The following is a 17,479-nucleotide window of genomic DNA, read 5'->3' as shown; positions in this document are numbered from 1 at the left end:
ATGGCGGATGCATCAACCAAGAGCGTCTTGATGGCGCCGGTCTTCAAGAACAACCCCATCGCGCTGCAGGTGCTCGGCATCTGCTCCGCGCTGGCGGTAACGACCAGCATGAGCGTGTCGCTGGTCATGACCCTTGCAGTGATCTTCGTGACGGCCTTCTCGAACCTGTTCGTGTCGCTGATCCGTCACCATATCCCCTCGTCCATCCGCATCATCGTGCAGATGACCATCATCGCTTCGCTGGTGATCGTGGTGGATCAGGTGCTCAAGGCGTACGCCTACGAGATGTCCAAGCAGCTCTCGGTGTTCGTCGGCCTGATCATCACCAACTGCATCGTGATGGGGCGGGCCGAAGGCTTTGCCATGCAGAACGGCCCCAAGATGTCCTTCATCGACGGCATCGGCAACGGTATCGGCTACGGCTTCATCCTGATGACCGTGGGCTTCTTCCGCGAGCTGTTCGGCGCCGGCAGCGTCTTCGGCTTCACCGTGCTCGAGACCGTGCAGAACGGTGGCTGGTACGTCCCCAATGGCCTGCTGCTGCTGCCGCCGTCCGCGTTCTTCATCATCGGTCTGATCATCTGGGTGCTGCGTGCCGTGAACCCGGAGCAGATCGAGGAGAACGAGTTCAAGATGAAGCACAACACCGAACCGAAGGAGGCGGTGTAACATGGAACACTATCTGAGCCTGTTCGTTGCCTCGGTCTTCGTCGAGAACCTGGCACTCGCATTCTTCCTGGGCATGTGTACCTTCCTGGCGGTGTCCAAGAAGGTCTCCGCGGCCTTCGGCCTCGGTATCGCCGTGATCGTGGTGCTGACCATCTCCGTGCCGGTGAACAACCTGGTCTTCAACCTGCTGCTGGCGGAAGGGGCGCTGGCCTGGACCGGTATCAGCGGTGCCGAGAACATCGACCTCTCCTTCCTGGGCCTGCTCAGCTACATCGGCGTCATCGCCGCCCTGGTGCAGATCCTCGAGATGTTCCTCGACAAGTACGTGCCCGCGCTCTACAACGCGCTGGGCGTGTTCCTGCCGCTGATCACCGTGAACTGCGCCATCCTCGGTGGCGTGCTCTTCATGGTCGAGCGTAACTACAACTTCGGCGAATCCGTGGTCTATGGCCTCGGCTCCGGCATCGGCTGGGCGCTGGCCATCACCGCCCTTGCCGGTATCCGCGAGAAGCTGAAGTACAGCGACGTTCCCGGCTCCCTGCAGGGCCTGGGCATCACCTTCATCACCGTGGGTCTGATGTCGCTGGGCTTCATGTCCTTCTCCGGCATCCAGCTCTGAGGCAGGTCGTGCTCTCCCGGCGGCCGGCTGTGCCGCCGGGGTCCAGACAACGTGAAGCAATAGGAAACCGACATGGTTGATACATCCGTCATCTTGCTCGGCGTGGTCATGTTCACCCTGATCGTCATCGGTCTGACGCTGGTGATCCTGGCCGCCCGCAGCAAGCTCGTCAGCACCGGGGACGTGACCATCGAGGTCAACGGCGACCCCGAGCACACCCTGACCACCCAGGCCGGCGGCAAGCTGCTCAACACCCTGGCGGCCAACGGCATCTTCCTCTCCTCCGCCTGCGGTGGCGGCGGCTCCTGCGCCCAGTGCAAGTGCCGCGTGGAAGAGGGTGGCGGCGCCATCCTGCCCACCGAGGAGTCCCACTTCACCATGCGCGAGAAGAAGGAGGGGTGGCGCCTCTCCTGCCAGGTGCCGGTGAAGCAGGACATGAAGGTCGAGGTGCCCGAGGAGGTCTTCGGCGTCAAGAAGTGGGAGTGCGAGGTCATCGCCAACCCCAACGTCGCCACCTTCATCAAGGAGCTCAACCTCAAGCTGCCCGAGGGCGAGAACGTCGACTTCCGCGCCGGCGGCTACGTGCAGCTGGTGGCCCCCCCCTACGATATCTCCTTCAAGGATTTCGATATCGAGGAGGAGTACCGGGGCGACTGGGAGAAGTTCGATCTCTACAAGATCTCCCACAAGAGCAACGAGGAGGTCATCCGCGCCTACTCCATGGCGAACTACCCGGAAGAGAAGGGCATCCTCAAGTTCAACATCCGTATCGCCACGCCGCCGCCCAACACCAACCATCCGCCGGGCCTGATGTCCACCTACGTCTTCAGCCTGAAGCCGGGTGACAAGGTCACCGTGATGGGGCCCTTCGGCGAGTTCTTCGCCAAGGACACCGATGCCGAGATGGTCTTCGTCGGCGGCGGTGCGGGCATGGCGCCGATGCGCAGCCATATCTTCGACCAGCTCAAGCGCCTCAAGTCCAAGCGCAAGATCTCGTTCTGGTACGGCGCGCGCTCCTGGCGCGAGACCTTCTACAACGAGGAGTACGACCAGTTGGCCGAGGAGTTCCCCAACTTCCAGTGGCACCTGGCGCTCTCGGACCCGATGCCCGAGGACAACTGGGATGGCCCCACCGGCTTCATCCACAACGTCCTCTACGAGAACTACCTCAAGGACCATCCGGCCCCCGAGGACTGCGAGTACTACATGTGCGGGCCGCCCATGATGAACGCCTCCGTCATCAAGATGCTGCTCGACCTGGGCGTCGAGCCCGAGAACATCCTGCTGGACGACTTCGGCGGATGATCTCCCTCGCCGCGAGGCGACACCCGGGGCTGGCCATGCGGCCAGCCCTCTTTCTATTCGCCCTGCTGATGCCGCTGGCCCTGCTGGCGGGCTGTCGTCAGCAGGGGGAATGGTTCCTGCTCGAGGGGGTGGCCCTCGGCACCGGCTATCACATCACGCTGAATGGCGACCTGGGCGAGGGCGAGTCCGCCCTGGTCGAGGCCGCCATCCAGGGTGAACTGGTCAGCCTCGACAGTGAGTTGGCGTTTCTTCGCAGGCTTGTGACACCATCACTATTGCCGCTGCCCGGTGCGCAGGTGCCTGACGCCGCGAGCGAGGCGCTGCGCGAGCACCTTCAGGTCCTGGCCGTGGATCGCCTGTTCCGCGTGCTCGACGAGTTCGGCATTGCCAATGCCATGGTGGAGCTTGGCGGCGTGCAGCGGGCCCGTGGCATGGCCGGACGCCACCCCTGGCGTGTGCGCCTGCCGCGCAGCGGGGCAGGCGAGGCGGAGACGCACGTCCTGCGCCTGCAGGATGCCGCCCTGGTGCATCGCGCCGTGCCGGAGCCCGCCGCCATCGAGGCCTCGGCCGCGGGTCGCGTGCTCGCGGTCAGCGCGGTGGCGCCCAGCGCGGAGGCCGCCCAGCGCCTGGCGCGGGAGCTGCTCGCCGCCGCTCCGGACGACACCCTGGAACACCCGGCACGCCTTGTGGTCCTCACCCCACAGGGAATCGAAATCCATACCGGATCTGCCCTCGAGCCGCTGCTCGACCGCTGAGCCCGGGCGTTGAGAAAGGAGAATGTCATGACCATCTGGATTATTGCCTTTGCCTTCATGCTGCTGATCATGGCCGCCATGGCCGTGGGGGTGATCCTCGGCCGCAAGCCTATCGCCGGCTCCTGCGGCGGCCTCAACCAGCTCGGCCTCAAGGAGGGCTGCGAGGTGTGCGGCGGCAAGGACGAGGTGTGCGAGGAGGAGAACCGCAAGCGCGGCAGCGTCCGCCGCCGCAGCGACGAGAGCCGTGGCGCCGACCTGGGCTACGACGCGACCCGGCGCTGAAGAAACCAGCCATGGGGGATAGCCGCAAAGCTCTGGGGCCACTGGTGGGAGCTGGGCTTTGCCCGGCGAATGGAGACCGAAGGACTCCTTGGCGGTATTCGCCAATGCCAGCGACTCTGGCGGGGCGCCTGCGGCGCCATTCGCTCGGCACAGCCGACCTTATTACAAGGCTCGGCTGCGCTCGGCGCTCGTAACGGATGTTGAAAAAGGAGATCGAACGGCCAATGGCAGTCCATAACTACGACGTGGTGGTGATCGGTACCGGCCCGGCGGGGGAGAGCGCCGCCATCAACGCCGCCAAGCACGGCAAGCGCGTGGCGGTGGTCGAGAAGCAGCCGCTGGTGGGGGGCAACTGCACCCACTGGGGCACGATTCCCTCCAAGGCGCTGCGCCACCAGGTCAAGCAGATCATGCAGTTCAACACCAACCGCATGTTCCGCGATATCGGCGAGCCGCGCTGGTTCTCCTTCCCCAGGGTCATGGAGCGCTCCCGGGCCACCATCGACCAGCAGGTGGCGATGCGCACCAACTTCTACTCCCGCAACCGCATCGACCTGTTCAGCGGCGTGGCCCGCTTCAAGGACGAGCACACCCTGCTGGTGCGCGACAACCACGAGGGCATGGACGAGCTGGTGGCCGAGAAGGTGGTCATCGCCACTGGCTCACGCCCCTATCGCCCGGCGGACATCAACTTCCGCCACCCGCGGATCTACTGCTCCGACACCATCCTGAGCCTGTCGCACACGCCGCGTACCCTGATCATCTTCGGCGCCGGGGTCATCGGCTGCGAGTACGCCTCGATCTTCTCCGGTCTCGGCGTCAAGGTGGACCTGATCAACAACCGTGACAGCCTGCTCTCCTTCCTGGATGACGAGATCAGTGACGCGCTCTCCTACCACCTGCGCAAGCACGGGGTGCTGATTCGCCACAACGAGGAGTATGACCGCGTCGAGGGTGACGAGTCCGGCGTGACGGTGCACCTGAAATCCGGCAAGCGGCTGCGGGCCGATGCCTTCCTGTGGGCCAACGGGCGCACCGGCAACACCGACCAGCTGGGCCTCGAGAACATCGGCCTGGAGGCCAACTCCCGCGGCCAGCTGATGGTCGACGAGCACTACCGCACGGCCATTCCCCACATCCATGCCGCCGGTGACGTGATCGGCTGGCCGAGCCTGGCGAGCGCCGCCTACGACCAGGGCCTCAACGCCTCCAGCGAGCTCCTCGGCGACGACTTCCGCTACGTCACCGAGGTGCCCACCGGCATCTACACCATTCCCGAGATCAGCTCGTTCGGACGCAACGAGCGTGAACTCACCGAGGCGAAGGTGCCCTACGAGGTGGCCCAGGCCTTCTTCAAGGATACCGCCCGGGCCCAGATCACCGGCGATACCGTGGGCATGCTCAAGATCCTGTTCGACCAGGACACCCTGGAGATCTACGGCATCCACTGCTTCGGCGACCAGGCCTCGGAGATCGTCCATATCGGCCAGGCGATCATGCAGCAGAAGGGCGAGGCCAACAGCCTCAAGTACTTCGTCAACACCACCTTCAACTACCCCACCATGGCCGAGGCCTACCGGGTGGCGGCCATGAACGGGATGAACCGGGTCTTCTAGGCAGGCCCGATGCGCTGATCAACGCCCCCCGCGGCGGTGAGCCAACCGCGGGGGCGCAGTGTTTCCGTGTGCGTCGGTCAGAGGTCCTTGTGCTCCTGGGCGTAGCAGGGAGGCGAGGCGGGCTCGCGGTCGGCGGCATCCTCGTCGTGCAGCGCCTTGAGCAGCGCCTCGCGCAGCTCCGGCAGATGCGATGCCTCGATATTGCGTGCCGCGGTGAGCAGGGTGAGGCGCCCACGCCGGGCGTGGCGCATCAGGGGTACCAGATACTCCGGGTGATCGCGCAGTTCGCCGCGATAGCGGGCGGCGAACACGAAGTGGCTGATCTCCTGCTGATGGTACTGGCGGCGCAGGGTGGGGCTGGGCGAGGCGTCGTGGTACCAGTCGGTCAACGCCAGCGCCTCGCGGGGCTTGCCCCTCGGCCACAGCCGGTCCACCAGCACCCTGGCCCCGTCCTCAGGCTGGGCGGGTTGGTAGATACGCTTGAGCACGATCTCATGGGCCACGGCTATCTCTCCTCCAGACTCTCCAGGGCCTCCCGGGCATGGGGCTGCCAGTGGCCGGGCAGGGCGGCGGCGCGCTCCAGGGCCTCCCGGGCGCCTGCCTCGTAGCCCTGCCCGCGCCGGGCGAGGCCCAGGTTGAGCCAGCCCACGGCGAGTCCCGGCTCGGCCGCCACCGCCTGCGCGAAGGCATCGATGGCGCCCGAGGCGTCCCCGGTGGTGTGGCGGGCGTTGCCCAGGCCGAAGTGCACCAGGCCACTGTCCGCGAAGCGCTCGGCCAGCGCCTCCCAGGCCGGCAGGGCGGTCTCGGCGCCCTGAACCCCTTCGAAGGCGCTGATCGCCTCCATGGCGCGATGGGGCCTCACCCCGGCCGGCAGCTCCCCCGGAGGGAGGGCCACGAAGGCCCAGCGGTCGCTGCGCGCCCAGGTGGCATCGAAGCGCCGGAAGGACTCGATGCGCCTGGGCTCCTCGCCGCTGTGCAGGATCAGTTCGTTGCGCTCGAGGTCGAAGCCGATGGCCACGGCATAGTGCCACATCGGCCAGGCGGGCAGCGCCAGGTTCTGCATCACCACCACCGGGTGGCCGGCGGCGAGCTCCAGCAGCAGCGCATCCAGGTGGCCCTCGATCACGAAGGGGATCTGGCCGTGGCGACGCACCGTGGCCAGCATCTCCGGCTGCACGCTGCCCTCGCGGCCGGGCAGGAAGACCTGGGGAATCAGGGTGTCCACTTCGACGTCGACGCCGGCATCGTTGAGCACCATGGCCAGGGATGCCGGGCCGCACTGGTAGTCGCGCTGGGCGTGGAAGGGCACCTCCTCGAGCAGCAGCTGGCGGGGCAGGGCCTGTTCGGTGCTGTCGGCAAGCCGCGGGGTGGTGGCGCAGCCGGTCAGGAGCAGCAGGCAGAGCACCAACGCAAGAACGCCCGCATGGCGGGCGTTCCTGGCTGTTGCTGCCGCCGGCTGCCGGATAAGGCAGTCGATCATGGCAGCCCCCTCAGCGGGTGAAGGGGAAGACGTTGGTCAGGCCGAGGATATCGGTGACCAGCAGGATCACGAAGACGGCAAAGAGGGCGCCGACCACGCTGGCACCGGCCGGGAGCTGCTCGAGCTGCTCGGCCATCTGGGCGGCCTCGGCGTCGGAGAGCGCCGCCACGCGGGCCTCGACCTCGGCCAGGTCGACGCCCTGGGCGACCAGCTGGTCGCGCACGTCGTCACGGGCGAGGATCTCGTGGATCCGCTCCCGATCGGCCTGGCCATGTTCGGCGTTGAGTGCCGCCTGGGTGGTGATCAGGTCGCCGCCGGCGGGCGCCGGGGCGGCAGCCACGGGAAGGCTGCCCAGCAGCAGGGCGGTGATCAGCAGCGGGCTCAGGTAACGGCAGATCTTCTTCATCATGTCGGTGTTCCTTCTTCTTCGAGTGGGCTTCCGGCTCCTTGATGATCCACGCGTCGCTTCCTGGCGAACAAGTGTGGCGTCACGATGATACCCGCACAGTATAGGATGAAATGGTGTGAAATTTCATGCCCTTGCCGATCAACGCTCGGGGCGATCAGGCGATCAGGCGATCAGGCGATCCGGTAGGAGGAGGGCAGTTCGGCCAGCAGGCCGCGGCCGCCGGCCAGGGTCAGCGCCAGGTCGTGCAGGCCGTCCTGCACCGGCAGGGGGGAGGCGCCCTTGATGGCCAGGTCGAGCCGCTGGGCGAAGAGCAGCAGCTTGTGAAGCCGCTTCAGCGGCAGCCGCGAGATGGCCTGCTGGTAGGCGGGGCGGCGCTTCTCGAAGATCGCGGGCTTCTGGGCCTTGCAGGCGTGCTCGAAGCTCTGCCCCTGATCCAGATGCTGGTGCAGCGAGAGCAGGGTGCGCAGCTCCCGGGTCAGGGCCCAGAGCACGATGGGGGGCTCCACCCCCTCGGCGCGCAGACCGGCCATGATCCGCGAGACCCTCGCCCGCTCCCCCTTGAGGCAGGCATCCATCAGGGTGAAGACGTCGAAGCGGCTGCTGTCCTCCACGCCACCGGCCACGTCTCGCGGCGAGACGCGGCTGTTCGGCGGCAGCATCAGGGCGAGCTTCTGCAGCTCCTGGTCGGCGGCCAGCAGGTTGCCCTCGGTGCGCTCGCCGAGCAGGCGGGCGGCGTCCAGGTCGAGGTTGAGGCCGTATCGGGCGGCGCGGTCGCGCAGCCAGAAGCCCAGCCGCGAGAGGTCCACCGGCCAGACGGGCACGAAGAGCCCGGCCTTGTCGAGCGCCTGGAACCAGGCGCTCTTCTGCTGGCGGAAGTCGAGCTTGCCCATGGCCAGCAGCAGCACGTTGTCGCTGCCCTTGAGTTCCTCGGCGTAGGCCTTCAGCGCCTTGGCGCCCTCCTGGCCCAGGTTGTTCCCGGCCAGGCGCAGCTCGATCAGCTTGGCGCTGGCGAACAGCGACAGGCTGGCCGAGGCCTCGTGCAGGCGCCCCCAGGCGAAGTTGCCCTCCACGTGGAGGATCTCGCGCTCCTCGATGCCGCGGGCGCGGGCCGCGGCGCGCACGGCGTCGCAGGCCTCCATGTGCTGAAGCGGCTCCTCGCCGGCGACGATCACCACCGGCGGCAGCTTCTTCGCCAGCGCATCGGCCAGTTTATCTGGGAAGACTTTCACGTTGGGGCCTCTACCGAGGTCGGTTCATTCTGGTGGCCTTGCTTGCTGGCCATGGAGGGTTGTTCATTCTGGTGGTTAACCAGCTACCACCGAGGCTGTTGCTACTGGTGGGAGCCTCGCTTTGCGGGGCGAATAGGCTGAGGCCAAACAAGACGCAGATAACAGCGCCGGGCGCCTGCGGCGCCATTCGCCGGGCGGAGCCCAGCTCCCACCAGTGGGCCCAAGCCTTGGCAATTCAGCCATTCGCCGGGCGGAGCCCAGCTCCCACAGGTGCCAGGCGACCTGGGCTAGCGCGGCAGGCTGCGCAGGCGGTCGAGGAGCTGGCGCACGGCGGCCTCGCGCAGCTCCTGCCGGGCCTCCTCGCGCAGGTCGTCCTGGGTCAGCAGGTTGGCGTCGCTCACCGTGTAGCGGGTGGTGACCTCGAGGCGCTGCTGGTCGAGCAGGTAGGCACCGTCGCTTGCGCGTTGCACCGAGAAGGGGGCGGTGAGGGTCATCTCCTCCTCCCGGGGCCCCGAGTCGAGCACGCTGAGGCCGCGGCGCTGGAACTCGGGCTGGCCGAGGGTGAGCACCCGGTCGGCGCCGTCATCCACGCGGGTGCCGGCTGCCTCGAGTCGCTCCCGGGCGAGCCGCGAGAGCTCGCTGTCGGGGCCGGCCAGCGCCAGGGCATCGATCACCGCGGCGGGCTCGTCGAAGCCGCGCAGCCGGAAGCCGCAGCCGCCGAGCGCGAGGCTGGCGCCGCCGGCCAGGCCCAAGGTGAGAAAGGTGCGTCGCTGCATGGGTCACTCCCTCTGTCGTGGCGCTCAGCCCACCACAATATTGACCAGCTTGCCGGGCACCACGATCACCTTGCGAACCGTCTTGCCCTCGGTGTGGCGCTGGACGTTCTCGGCGGCGAAGGCCTCGGCCTCCACGGCCGCCTTGTCGGCGCTGGCGGGTACCTCGATGCGGGCGCGCAGCTTGCCGTTGACCTGCACCACGAGCTCGATGGTGTCGCGGGCGAGTGCCGACTCGTCCACCCCGGGCCAGGTAGCGTCGATGATCGGCTCGGCGTGGCCCAGCTCGGCCCACAGGGCGTGGCAGGCGTGGGGCACGATGGGGGCGAGCAGCAGCACGCAGGCTTCCACCGCCTCGCGGGCCACGGCCAGGTCCTGGTCGCCGGCCGCGTTGTCGCCCTGGTGGAAGCGGCCGATGGCGTTGGTCAGCTCCATCACCGCGGCGATGGCGGTGTTGAAGGTGGTGCGACGGCCGATGTCATCGCTGGCCTTGGCGATGGTCTCGTGGGTCTTGCGGCGCAGCTCGCGTTGGGGCTCTGTCAGGACCGCCGGGTCGATGCCGCCGACCACGCCGCCTGCCTGGCGCTCGGCCTCGAGGTGGTCGGAGACCAGGCGCCACAGGCGCTTGAGGAAGCGGCTCGCCCCCTCGACGCCGGAGTCGGACCACTCCAGGGACTGCTCCGGGGGGGCGGCGAACATCATGAAGAGGCGCACGGTGTCGGCGCCGAAGCGGTCGATCATCGACTGGGGATCGACGCCGTTGTTCTTCGACTTGGACATCTTCTCGATGCCGCCCATCACCACCGGCTGGCCATCCGCGATCAGCACGGCACTGACCGGGCGTCCCTTGTCGTCGCGCTTGACCTCGACGTCGGCGGGGTTGAACCACTGCTTGCCGCCGTTATCGGTCTCCCGGTAGTAGGTCTCGGCGATCACCATGCCCTGGGTGAGCAGGCGCTGGAAGGGCTCGTCGACGCTGACCAGCCCCAGGTCGCGCATCAGCTTGGTGAAGAAGCGCGCGTAGAGCAGGTGCAGGATGGCGTGCTCGATGCCGCCGATGTAGAGATCCACCGGCAGCCAGTAGTCGGCGCGCTCGTCGAGCATCGCCTCCTGGTTGTCGGCGCAGCAGAAGCGCGCGAAGTACCAGGAGGATTCCATGAAGGTGTCGAAGGTGTCGGTCTCGCGCACCCAGCCGTCGCCCAGGTCGCTGAACGCCGGCATGCGCTTGAGCGGCGAGCCGGAGGCATCGACGGTCACCTCCAGCGGCAGTGCCACCGGCAGCTCCTCGTCGGTCAGCGCCACGGTCTGCCCCTCGGGGCCGTACTTCACCGGGATCGGTGCGCCCCAGTAGCGCTGGCGGGCCACGCCCCAGTCGCGCAGGCGGTAGTTGGTCTTGACCTCGCCGCGGCCGAGCTCGGCCAGCTTCGCCGCGATGGCGTCGAAGGCCGCCTCGAAGTCGAGGCCGTCGAACTCGCCGGAGTGGATCAGGGTGCCGTACTCCACGTAGGCGCCCTCGGAGAGGTCCGGGGCGTCGCCGCTGGCGTCGGCGATCACCGGCTCGATGGGCAGGCCATAGGCGTGGGCGAATTCCCAGTCGCGCTGGTCGTGGGCGGGCACCGCCATCACCGCGCCGGTGCCGAACTCCATCAGCACGAAGTTGGCCACGTAGACCGGCACCTCGCGGCCGGTCAGCGGATGCACCGCCACATGGCCGGTGGGCATGCCCTTCTTCTCGCGGGTGGCGAGCTCCGCCTCGGAGGTGCCGCCGCGGGCGCACTCCTCGCAGAAGGAAGCCAGCGCCGGGTTGCCTTCGGCGGCCTGCTTCGCCAGCGGATGGCCGGCGGCCACCGCCACGTAGGTGACCCCCAGCAGGGTGTCGGGGCGGGTGGTGTAGACCGAGAGCGGCTCGCAGGCGGCGCCGTCGGCGGCTTTGATATCGGAGCCCTCAGCGGGCTTGATATCAAAGCTGAGTTCCACGCCCCGCGACTTGCCGATCCAGTTGCGCTGCATGGTCTTGACCTGCTCGGGCCACTCGATGGTGTCCAGGTCGGCCAGCAGCTCCTCGGCGTAGTCGGTGATGCGCAGGAACCACAGCGGGATCTCCTTGCGCTCCACCAGGGCGCCGGAGCGCCAGCCGCGGCCGTCGATCACCTGCTCGTTGGCCAGCACCGTCTGGTCCACCGGGTCCCAGTTCACCGTGGACATCTTCTTGTAGACCAGCCCCTTCTCCACCAGCTTGGCGAAGAACCACTGCTCCCAGCGGTAGTAGTCGACGTCGCAGGTGGCGAACTCGCGGCTCCAGTCGTAGGCGAAGCCCAGCGCCTGCAGCTGGTTGCGCATGTAGTCGATGTTCTCGTAGGTCCACCTGGCCGGGGGGACCTGATTCTGAATGGCGGCATTCTCGGCCGGCATGCCGAAGGCGTCCCAGCCCATGGGCTGCAGCACGTTCTTGCCCTGCATGCGCTGGTAGCGGGAGACCACGTCACCGATGGTGTAGTTGCGCACATGCCCCATGTGCAGCTTGCCGCTGGGGTAGGGGAACATCGACAGGCAGTAGAACTTCTCGCGGCTGGCGTCTTCCACCGCCTTGAAGCACTGGTTCTTCTCCCAGAACTGCTGGGCGTCGCGTTCGATCTCTTGGGGCTTGTACTGTGCGTCCATCGCTGTCTTCGGATACCTTGCAAGTCGGCGCGCCGGCCGGTGACGACGCGCGGTCGTGGCTTGTCCGGCGTCATGTCCTGGGGCCAGGAGGGCGACAAGACGTTGAACTGCCGGCGGGAAGTCGTCTAAATGGTAGGCAAGGATACCCCAGCACGGCCCAGCCCGGCTATGCCCGGCCCGGCCGGCTCACCGCAGGAAGGAGCACACCATGAGCGAGCAGCAGAAACATTCCCGGGACCATCGCCTGCGTGAAGGCTATGAGCGCATGCTCGAGCGCCTGCAGGAGGGGGCCCACGAGCTCACCTGGGAGAACCTGCAGAAGGAGCTCGATGAGGCCGTGGAGTTCGAGGCCGAACTCGAGGAGTTCACCAAGGATGAGCTCTCGCTGCTGCGCGCCTGGGTGGAGCGCGACCTCAAGGACATGCGCCGCTACCTGAGCGCCGGCGGCGAGAGCGTCGCCACCTGGCTCGGCATCGACCTCTCCGCCCTGTCGCGCAAGGTCAGCGAGTCGCTGCTCTCCATCGCCGACCGCAGCGTGGTCGATCGCGAACGCCTGGAGGAGGACCTGGAGGCCGCCCAGGCCGACTACTGCGAGGGCGAGATGGCCGTTCCCGGCCGCATGGCCTGCGTGCATTGCGACGCCGAGGTGGACCTGCCCGAGATGACCCTGATCGAGCCCTGCCACCGCTGCGGCCATCGCTACTTCAAGCGAGTATCGAAGTAGCGGCTACAGCCAGGCGTCGAGCAGGAGGATGGCGCCCACCACCAGCGCGGAGAGGGCGGCGGCGTAGCCGAGGTTGTGGCGCATCATCACGCCGCCGCTCACCCCGTAGCGCCCCTGCAGCGAGAGGTTGATGCCGGAGAGCGGGCCGACGCTGGTGCCCACCGCCCAGGAGGCCAGCGCCACGAAGGCGAACAGCGTCTGGCGGCTCCCTTCCAGTTCCAGCATCGAGGCCAGTACCGAGACGCCGATGATGGGGTGAAGCCCCGCCACGGCGCTGGCCACGATGGCCAGGAAGCTGGCCACCGCCTGGGGCGCGCCGAAGTGGGCGAAAAGCGTCCACTGGCTGCCGGTGAGTGCGCCGATGAAGGCCGAGAGCCCCTGGGTCAGGAGGCCCGCACACAGGAAGAGAGCGATCTCCCCGCGCATGGCCGGCAGCCGCTCCAGCGTATGGCTGCGCACCCTGCGCAGGGTCCAGCGCGGGCCCCGGGGCAGGTTGGCCAGCAGCGCCACCGCCGGCAGCAGGAAGGTGATGATGCTGACGATGGAGAGCGCGGGCGTCAGGACGTAGTGGAACAGCAGCACCAGCGTGGCCATGCCCACCGGCATCAGCAGGCTGCGCGGCGAGAGCGAGTAGCCCGCCACCTCGGTGAGGTCGAAGCGCCGCGAGAGGTCGAGCAGCGAGAGAGTGCCCGCCAGCATCCCCAGCGGCAGGCCGAGTGCCAGGATCGTCGTGAAGCGCATCTCCGGCGCCAGGGTCATCACCACCCCCATGGAGGCGAAGAAGGGCGACCAGAGCGCGGCGCTGGAGAGCCCGCGGTTGAGGGCCAGCAGCTGCGGCAGCGTGAGCTCGCCGTGGCGCCGCAGCCGGTCGCCCACCATGAACACCGTCGAGAGGTTCAGCACAGCGCCGAGCAGGTGGACCCCCAGCCAGGTGCCGCCGGTGCCGCGCCGTCCGGTCACGGCGCTGCCGGGCGGTGCCGCGTGCCCCTGGCGGGTGCCGATCAGCGTGATGAAGCTCACCCCCACCAGCATCGCCACCACATAGCTGTTCCCGTCCAGCAGCCGGTGCCAGGCGATCTCGGCGCCGTGGAAGAGCGCCGCGACCAGGGCCAGGGCCATGCCGAGCCCGGCCAGGATGCCGGCCTGGCGACGATTGCCGCGCTTGAGGTCCGGCCACAGCAGCACCACCGCGAGCCAGAAGGCGTAGCTCACCGCCGGCAGGGCGATCGGCAGCCCTGCCAGGCGCAGTACCTGCAGGGCGAGCCCCGCGAGGATCAGGCCGCCGGCGATGGCGTGGCGAAGCGAGGTGGGCGGGGCAGGGGACAAGGGGGCAGGCTCCGAACGGATGGCAGGTCGGTCGACGAAACAATCAGAATGTGAGCAGTCTAACCAACTCCCGGGGCGGTTGTCCTCGCCGCTGCTTCCCGGGCCGCCTCCAGCTGCTCCAGCATGGCCCGGGCGGCGTTGGAGAGGGTTCGGCTGCGGTGCACGATATAGCCCAGCGGGCGATGGATCGGCGGGCAGTCGATGGCCAGCTCGTGAAGCTCGCCCGCCACCAGCCGCTCCGGCAGCAGGCTCCAGCCCAGGCCGATGGCGGTCATCATCTTCAGCGTCTCCAGGTAGTTGGTGGAGAGCGCCACCGGCAGGCGCAGCCCCGCCGCGGCGAAGCGCGCCTCGATCAGCCCCCGGGTGAAGGTCAGGGGCCCGGGCAGCACGGCGTCGTGCTCGCACAGCTCGCGCAGCGCCACCCGCTTGCGTCTGGCCAGGGGGTGGTCGTGGGCGCAGACGAAGCAGAGCCGGTCGACCCATACCGGCACCACCTCGAGCAGGGGGTCGGGGTGGGGCGCCAGGGTCACCACGGCGATCTCCAGGGCGCCGTCCAGCACCCCTTGATAGGCCTCCTCGGAGTCGAGGAAGTGCAGGTCCAGGCGCACCTCGGGGTGGTTACGGGTATAGGCCTTGAGCAGCGGCGGCAGCCGGTGCAGGCCGATATGGTGGCTGGTGGCCAGCGTCAGGCTGCCGGCCACGTCATGGCTCAGGTTGCCCAGGGCGCGGCGGCTGTCGTCGACCATCACGAGGATCTGCCGCGCCCGGGGCAGCAGCACCCGGCCCGCCTCGGTCAGCCCGATGGTGCGGCCGATGCGGTCGAAGAGCCGCGCGCCGATCTGGCCCTCGAGGACGGCGATGCGCTTGCTCACCGCCGGCTGGGTCAGGTGCAGCTGCTCCGCCGCGCGGGAGAAGCTGCCGCTCTCGGCCACCGCCAGGAAGGCCTGCAGGCTCTGGGTATCCATGGTCCCTCCGTGACTGGCGTGAAATTGCCCATGGGAGATGCTCTGTTGTCCCTCAAGCCTTCACGAGGCTTGAGCTGACTGGTGGGAGATCGGCTTCGCCGGGCGAATGGCGCCGTAGGCGCCCCAGCGGAGTTGCCTGCGTTGGCTTATGCCGCCCAGGAGCCCTTCGGTCTCCATTCGCCGGGCGGAGCCCAGCTCCCACAAAAGCCCAGTTTTCACAATAAGCAACCTGGTTCATATGATCTCTCTATTCCTTTGGGGAATGCAATCCATAAATAACATGAATTGATTTTATGGGCGAGGAGCGGGAGACTGCTGCCATAGCCCCGATCGCCTGGCTAATCGACATTACAGGCGTGAGCGGCGCCGGGGGCAGACCGTAAAGGAGGTCCTATGCCAGGGATGGCATCGGTAGCGTACAGGGAAGTATTCACAGCGCCTCCTTGGAGGTCTGCCCCCGGTTAAGCCGCGGCGGCGGTGCAATTCCGAGACCGGACATGACATGAAGGGGCTTCGAGCCCGGGAGAAACGAAATGGCAGGCCAGACTCTCTACGACAAGCTGTGGACGCAGCACCTCGTCAAGGAGCGCGATGACGGCACCGCGCTGATCTACATCGACCGCCAGCTGCTCCACGAGGTGACCTCGCCCCAGGCCTTCGAGGGCCTGCGCCTGGCGGGCCGCAAGCCGTGGCGCCTCGACGCCAACCTGGCGACCCCCGACCACAACGTGCCCACCACGGTGAAGGAGCGTGCCGAGGGCAACGCCGGCATCAAGGACCCGGTGTCGCTGATCCAGGTGCAGACCCTCGACGACAACTGCATCGAGTTCGGCATCGAGGAGTTCAAGATCAACGACCCGCGCCAGGGCATCGTCCACGTGGTGGGCCCGGAGCAGGGCGCCACCCTGCCGGGCATGACCGTGGTCTGCGGCGACTCCCACACCGCCACCCACGGGGCCTTCGCGGCGCTGGCCCACGGCATCGGCACCTCCGAGGTGGAGCACGTGCTCGCCACCCAGTGCCTGCTTGCCCAGAAGATGAAGAACATGCAGGTGCGCGTCGAGGGTGAGCTTGGCACCGGCGTCACCGCCAAGGACGTGGTGCTGGCCATCATCGGCGAGATCGGCACCGCCGGCGGTACCGGCTACGCCATCGAGTTCGCCGGCAGCGCCATCCAGAGCCTCTCCATGGAAGGGCGCATGACCGTCTGCAACATGGCCATCGAGGCCGGTGCGCGGGTCGGCCTGATCGCCGTGGACGACACCACCATCGAGTACCTCGCGGGCCGTCCCTTCGCCCCGGCGGGCGACCAGTGGCAGGCCGCCGTGGCCGACTGGCGCGAGCTGGTCTCCGACGCGGACGCCGAGTTCGACAAGGTGGTGGTGCTCGACGCCGCCAAGATCGAGCCGCAGGTCTCCTGGGGCACCAGCCCCGAGATGGTCACCGGTGTCTCCGGCGAGGTGCCTGATCCGGCCGAGCAGGCCGACGAGACGCTGCGCAGCGGCTATACCCGGGCCCTCGAGTACATGGGCCTCGCCCCCAAGCAGAAGATCACCGATATCAGGCTCGACAAGGTGTTCATCGGCTCCTGCACCAACTCGCGCATCGAGGACCTGCGCGAGGCGGCCAAGGTCGCCCGCGGCCGCAAGGTCGCTGACACCATCAAGCTCGCCATGGTGGTGCCGGGCTCCGGCCTCGTGAAGCGCCAGGCCGAGGCCGAGGGGCTCGACAGAATCTTCACCGAGGCGGGCTTCGAGTGGCGCGAGCCCGGCTGCTCCATGTGCCTGGCCATGAACGCCGACAAGCTCGGCGCCGGCGAGCACTGCGCCTCCACCTCGAACCGCAACTTCGAAGGGCGCCAGGGCTACGGTGGGCGCACCCATCTGGTGAGCCCGGCGATGGCCGCCGCCGCCGCCATTGCCGGCCACTTTGTCGATGTCCGCACCCTTGAGGAGGCCTGAGCCATGAACAAGTTCGAACGCACCGAAGGTCTCGTCGCGCCGTTGGACCGCGCCAACGTCGACACCGACCTGATCATTCCCAAGCAGTTTCTGAAGTCGATCAAGCGCACCGGCTTCGGCGTCAACCTCTTCGACGAGCTGCGCTACCTGGACGAGGGCTACCCGGGCCAGGACTGCTCCCAGCGTCCGAAGAACCCCGACTTCGTGCTCAACCAGCCGCGCTACCAGGGCGCCAGCGTGCTGCTCGCCCGTCGCAACTTCGGCTGCGGCAGCTCACGGGAGCACGCCCCCTGGGCGCTGGAGGACTTCGGCTTCCGGGTGGTGGTCGCCCCGAGCTTTGCCGACATCTTCTACAACAACGCCTTCAAGAACGGCCTGCTGCTGGTCACCCTCCCCGAGGAGACCGTCGACCGCCTGTTCAAGGAGGCCGAGGCAACTGAAGGCTACGCCCTGGACGTGGATCTCGAGAACCAGCGGGTGACCACGCCCTCCGGCGAGATCCTCGAGTTCGAGGTGGATGCCTTCCGCAAGCACTGCCTGCTCAACGGCCTCGACGATATCGGCATCACCCTGCAGGACGAGGATGCCATCCGCGCCTTCGAGGCGAAGCACCGCGCCGCGCGCCCCTGGCTGTTCCGCGATAGCGCTCAAGCCTGACGTTCCCACTACTCCGAGGAAGCGGAGCGTCGGGGGCAGGCCGAAGAG

Annotated in this window: 17 protein-coding genes; 9 read left to right on the top strand and 8 right to left on the bottom strand. The window is 67.8% G+C overall.

Annotated features, from left to right (window positions below):
* The 6 genes from HIR79_RS12530 to sthA all read left to right on the top strand — a co-directional run bounded on the left by HIR79_RS12530 (position 1) and on the right by sthA (position 5,246).
* Positions 1–669 carry an NADH:ubiquinone reductase (Na(+)-transporting) subunit D gene (locus tag HIR79_RS12530; protein WP_169958622.1) on the top strand — a complete coding sequence of 223 codons (669 nt, stop codon included), beginning with the start codon at positions 1–3 and terminating at the stop codon, positions 667–669.
* Between the two features lies 1 nt (position 670).
* Complete coding sequence (gene nqrE, locus HIR79_RS12525) at positions 671–1,288, top strand: NADH:ubiquinone reductase (Na(+)-transporting) subunit E (RefSeq protein WP_169958621.1); 618 nt, start codon at positions 671–673, stop codon at positions 1,286–1,288.
* 72 nt (positions 1,289–1,360) lie between these two features.
* Positions 1,361–2,593 carry an NADH:ubiquinone reductase (Na(+)-transporting) subunit F gene (gene nqrF, locus HIR79_RS12520; RefSeq protein ID WP_169958620.1) on the top strand — a complete coding sequence of 411 codons (1,233 nt, stop codon included), beginning with the start codon at positions 1,361–1,363 and terminating at the stop codon, positions 2,591–2,593.
* A gap of 35 nt (positions 2,594–2,628) precedes the next feature.
* Positions 2,629–3,348: an FAD:protein FMN transferase gene (locus HIR79_RS12515; protein ID WP_169958619.1), complete on the top strand. Its 720-nt coding sequence runs from the start codon at positions 2,629–2,631 to the stop codon at positions 3,346–3,348.
* A 27-nt stretch (positions 3,349–3,375) separates the two neighbouring features.
* Positions 3,376–3,630 (top strand): (Na+)-NQR maturation NqrM, encoded by a 255-nt coding sequence (gene nqrM, locus HIR79_RS12510; RefSeq protein ID WP_119020393.1) that lies wholly within the window; start codon positions 3,376–3,378, stop codon positions 3,628–3,630.
* Between the two features lie 224 nt (positions 3,631–3,854).
* Complete coding sequence (sthA, locus tag HIR79_RS12505) at positions 3,855–5,246, top strand: Si-specific NAD(P)(+) transhydrogenase (protein ID WP_169958618.1); 1,392 nt, start codon at positions 3,855–3,857, stop codon at positions 5,244–5,246.
* A gap of 77 nt (positions 5,247–5,323) precedes the next feature.
* Here sthA and HIR79_RS12500 read toward each other — a convergent pair whose 3' ends face one another.
* The 6 genes from HIR79_RS12500 to leuS all read right to left on the bottom strand — a co-directional run bounded on the left by HIR79_RS12500 (position 5,324) and on the right by leuS (position 11,798).
* Entirely contained in the window at positions 5,324–5,749 is a 426-nt protein-coding gene (locus tag HIR79_RS12500) for a DUF488 domain-containing protein (protein WP_169958617.1), read from the bottom strand.
* Between the two features lie 2 nt (positions 5,750–5,751).
* Positions 5,752–6,726 (bottom strand): PA2778 family cysteine peptidase, encoded by a 975-nt coding sequence (locus HIR79_RS12495; protein ID WP_169958616.1) that lies wholly within the window; start codon positions 6,724–6,726, stop codon positions 5,752–5,754.
* Positions 6,727–6,736: 10 nt separating this feature from the next.
* The gene (locus HIR79_RS12490; RefSeq protein ID WP_169959581.1) at positions 6,737–7,132 is read right to left on the bottom strand and encodes a PA2779 family protein; all 396 of its coding nucleotides are present in this window, start codon (positions 7,130–7,132) and stop codon (positions 6,737–6,739) included.
* 173 nt (positions 7,133–7,305) lie between these two features.
* Positions 7,306–8,364: a DNA polymerase III subunit delta gene (holA, locus tag HIR79_RS12485; protein WP_169958615.1), complete on the bottom strand. Its 1,059-nt coding sequence runs from the start codon at positions 8,362–8,364 to the stop codon at positions 7,306–7,308.
* A 287-nt stretch (positions 8,365–8,651) separates the two neighbouring features.
* Positions 8,652–9,140, bottom strand: a complete 489-nt coding sequence (locus HIR79_RS12480) for an LPS-assembly lipoprotein LptE (protein ID WP_169958614.1) — start codon at positions 9,138–9,140, stop codon at positions 8,652–8,654.
* Between the two features lie 24 nt (positions 9,141–9,164).
* The gene (gene leuS, locus HIR79_RS12475) at positions 9,165–11,798 is read right to left on the bottom strand and encodes a leucine--tRNA ligase (protein ID WP_169958613.1); all 2,634 of its coding nucleotides are present in this window, start codon (positions 11,796–11,798) and stop codon (positions 9,165–9,167) included.
* Positions 11,799–12,006: 208 nt separating this feature from the next.
* Between leuS and HIR79_RS12470 the strand changes: the two genes are divergently transcribed.
* Complete coding sequence (locus tag HIR79_RS12470) at positions 12,007–12,522, top strand: zinc ribbon-containing protein (RefSeq protein ID WP_169958612.1); 516 nt, start codon at positions 12,007–12,009, stop codon at positions 12,520–12,522.
* A gap of 3 nt (positions 12,523–12,525) precedes the next feature.
* Here the strand turns inward: HIR79_RS12470 and HIR79_RS12465 are convergent, their stop codons facing one another.
* Together HIR79_RS12465 and HIR79_RS12460 are read right to left on the bottom strand one after the other, a co-directional pair.
* Complete coding sequence (locus HIR79_RS12465) at positions 12,526–13,848, bottom strand: hypothetical protein (RefSeq protein ID WP_249322143.1); 1,323 nt, start codon at positions 13,846–13,848, stop codon at positions 12,526–12,528.
* 59 nt (positions 13,849–13,907) lie between these two features.
* Positions 13,908–14,813, bottom strand: a complete 906-nt coding sequence (locus tag HIR79_RS12460; RefSeq protein WP_169958611.1) for a LysR family transcriptional regulator — start codon at positions 14,811–14,813, stop codon at positions 13,908–13,910.
* 533 nt (positions 14,814–15,346) lie between these two features.
* Between HIR79_RS12460 and leuC the strand changes: the two genes are divergently transcribed.
* Positions 15,347–16,774 carry a 3-isopropylmalate dehydratase large subunit gene (gene leuC, locus HIR79_RS12455; RefSeq protein ID WP_169958610.1) on the top strand — a complete coding sequence of 476 codons (1,428 nt, stop codon included), beginning with the start codon at positions 15,347–15,349 and terminating at the stop codon, positions 16,772–16,774.
* A gap of 3 nt (positions 16,775–16,777) precedes the next feature.
* Entirely contained in the window at positions 16,778–17,431 is a 654-nt protein-coding gene (leuD, locus tag HIR79_RS12450) for a 3-isopropylmalate dehydratase small subunit (RefSeq protein ID WP_169958609.1), read from the top strand.
* The last annotated feature ends 48 nt before the right edge of the window (positions 17,432–17,479 follow it).

It is taken from the genome of Halomonas sp. PGE1, assembly GCF_013000985.1.
Taxonomy (GTDB): domain Bacteria; phylum Pseudomonadota; class Gammaproteobacteria; order Pseudomonadales; family Halomonadaceae; genus Halomonas; species Halomonas alkalicola.
This window is presented reverse-complemented; position numbering and strand designations above follow the sequence as displayed.

Coding starts and splice junctions, on each gene's coding strand:
- HIR79_RS12530 (WP_169958622.1), top strand. CDS start 1: ATGGCGGATGCATCAACCAAGAGCGTCTTGATGGCGCCGGTCTTCAAG.
- nqrE (WP_169958621.1), top strand. CDS start 671: ATGGAACACTATCTGAGCCTGTTCGTTGCCTCGGTCTTCGTCGAGAAC.
- nqrF (WP_169958620.1), top strand. CDS start 1,361: ATGGTTGATACATCCGTCATCTTGCTCGGCGTGGTCATGTTCACCCTG.
- HIR79_RS12515 (WP_169958619.1), top strand. CDS start 2,629: ATGCGGCCAGCCCTCTTTCTATTCGCCCTGCTGATGCCGCTGGCCCTG.
- nqrM (WP_119020393.1), top strand. CDS start 3,376: ATGACCATCTGGATTATTGCCTTTGCCTTCATGCTGCTGATCATGGCC.
- sthA (WP_169958618.1), top strand. CDS start 3,855: ATGGCAGTCCATAACTACGACGTGGTGGTGATCGGTACCGGCCCGGCG.
- HIR79_RS12495 (WP_169958616.1), bottom strand. CDS start 6,726: ATGATCGACTGCCTTATCCGGCAGCCGGCGGCAGCAACAGCCAGGAAC.
- HIR79_RS12490 (WP_169959581.1), bottom strand. CDS start 7,132: ATGAAGAAGATCTGCCGTTACCTGAGCCCGCTGCTGATCACCGCCCTG.
- HIR79_RS12480 (WP_169958614.1), bottom strand. CDS start 9,140: ATGCAGCGACGCACCTTTCTCACCTTGGGCCTGGCCGGCGGCGCCAGC.
- leuS (WP_169958613.1), bottom strand. CDS start 11,798: ATGGACGCACAGTACAAGCCCCAAGAGATCGAACGCGACGCCCAGCAG.
- HIR79_RS12470 (WP_169958612.1), top strand. CDS start 12,007: ATGAGCGAGCAGCAGAAACATTCCCGGGACCATCGCCTGCGTGAAGGC.
- HIR79_RS12460 (WP_169958611.1), bottom strand. CDS start 14,813: ATGGATACCCAGAGCCTGCAGGCCTTCCTGGCGGTGGCCGAGAGCGGC.
- leuC (WP_169958610.1), top strand. CDS start 15,347: ATGGCAGGCCAGACTCTCTACGACAAGCTGTGGACGCAGCACCTCGTC.
- leuD (WP_169958609.1), top strand. CDS start 16,778: ATGAACAAGTTCGAACGCACCGAAGGTCTCGTCGCGCCGTTGGACCGC.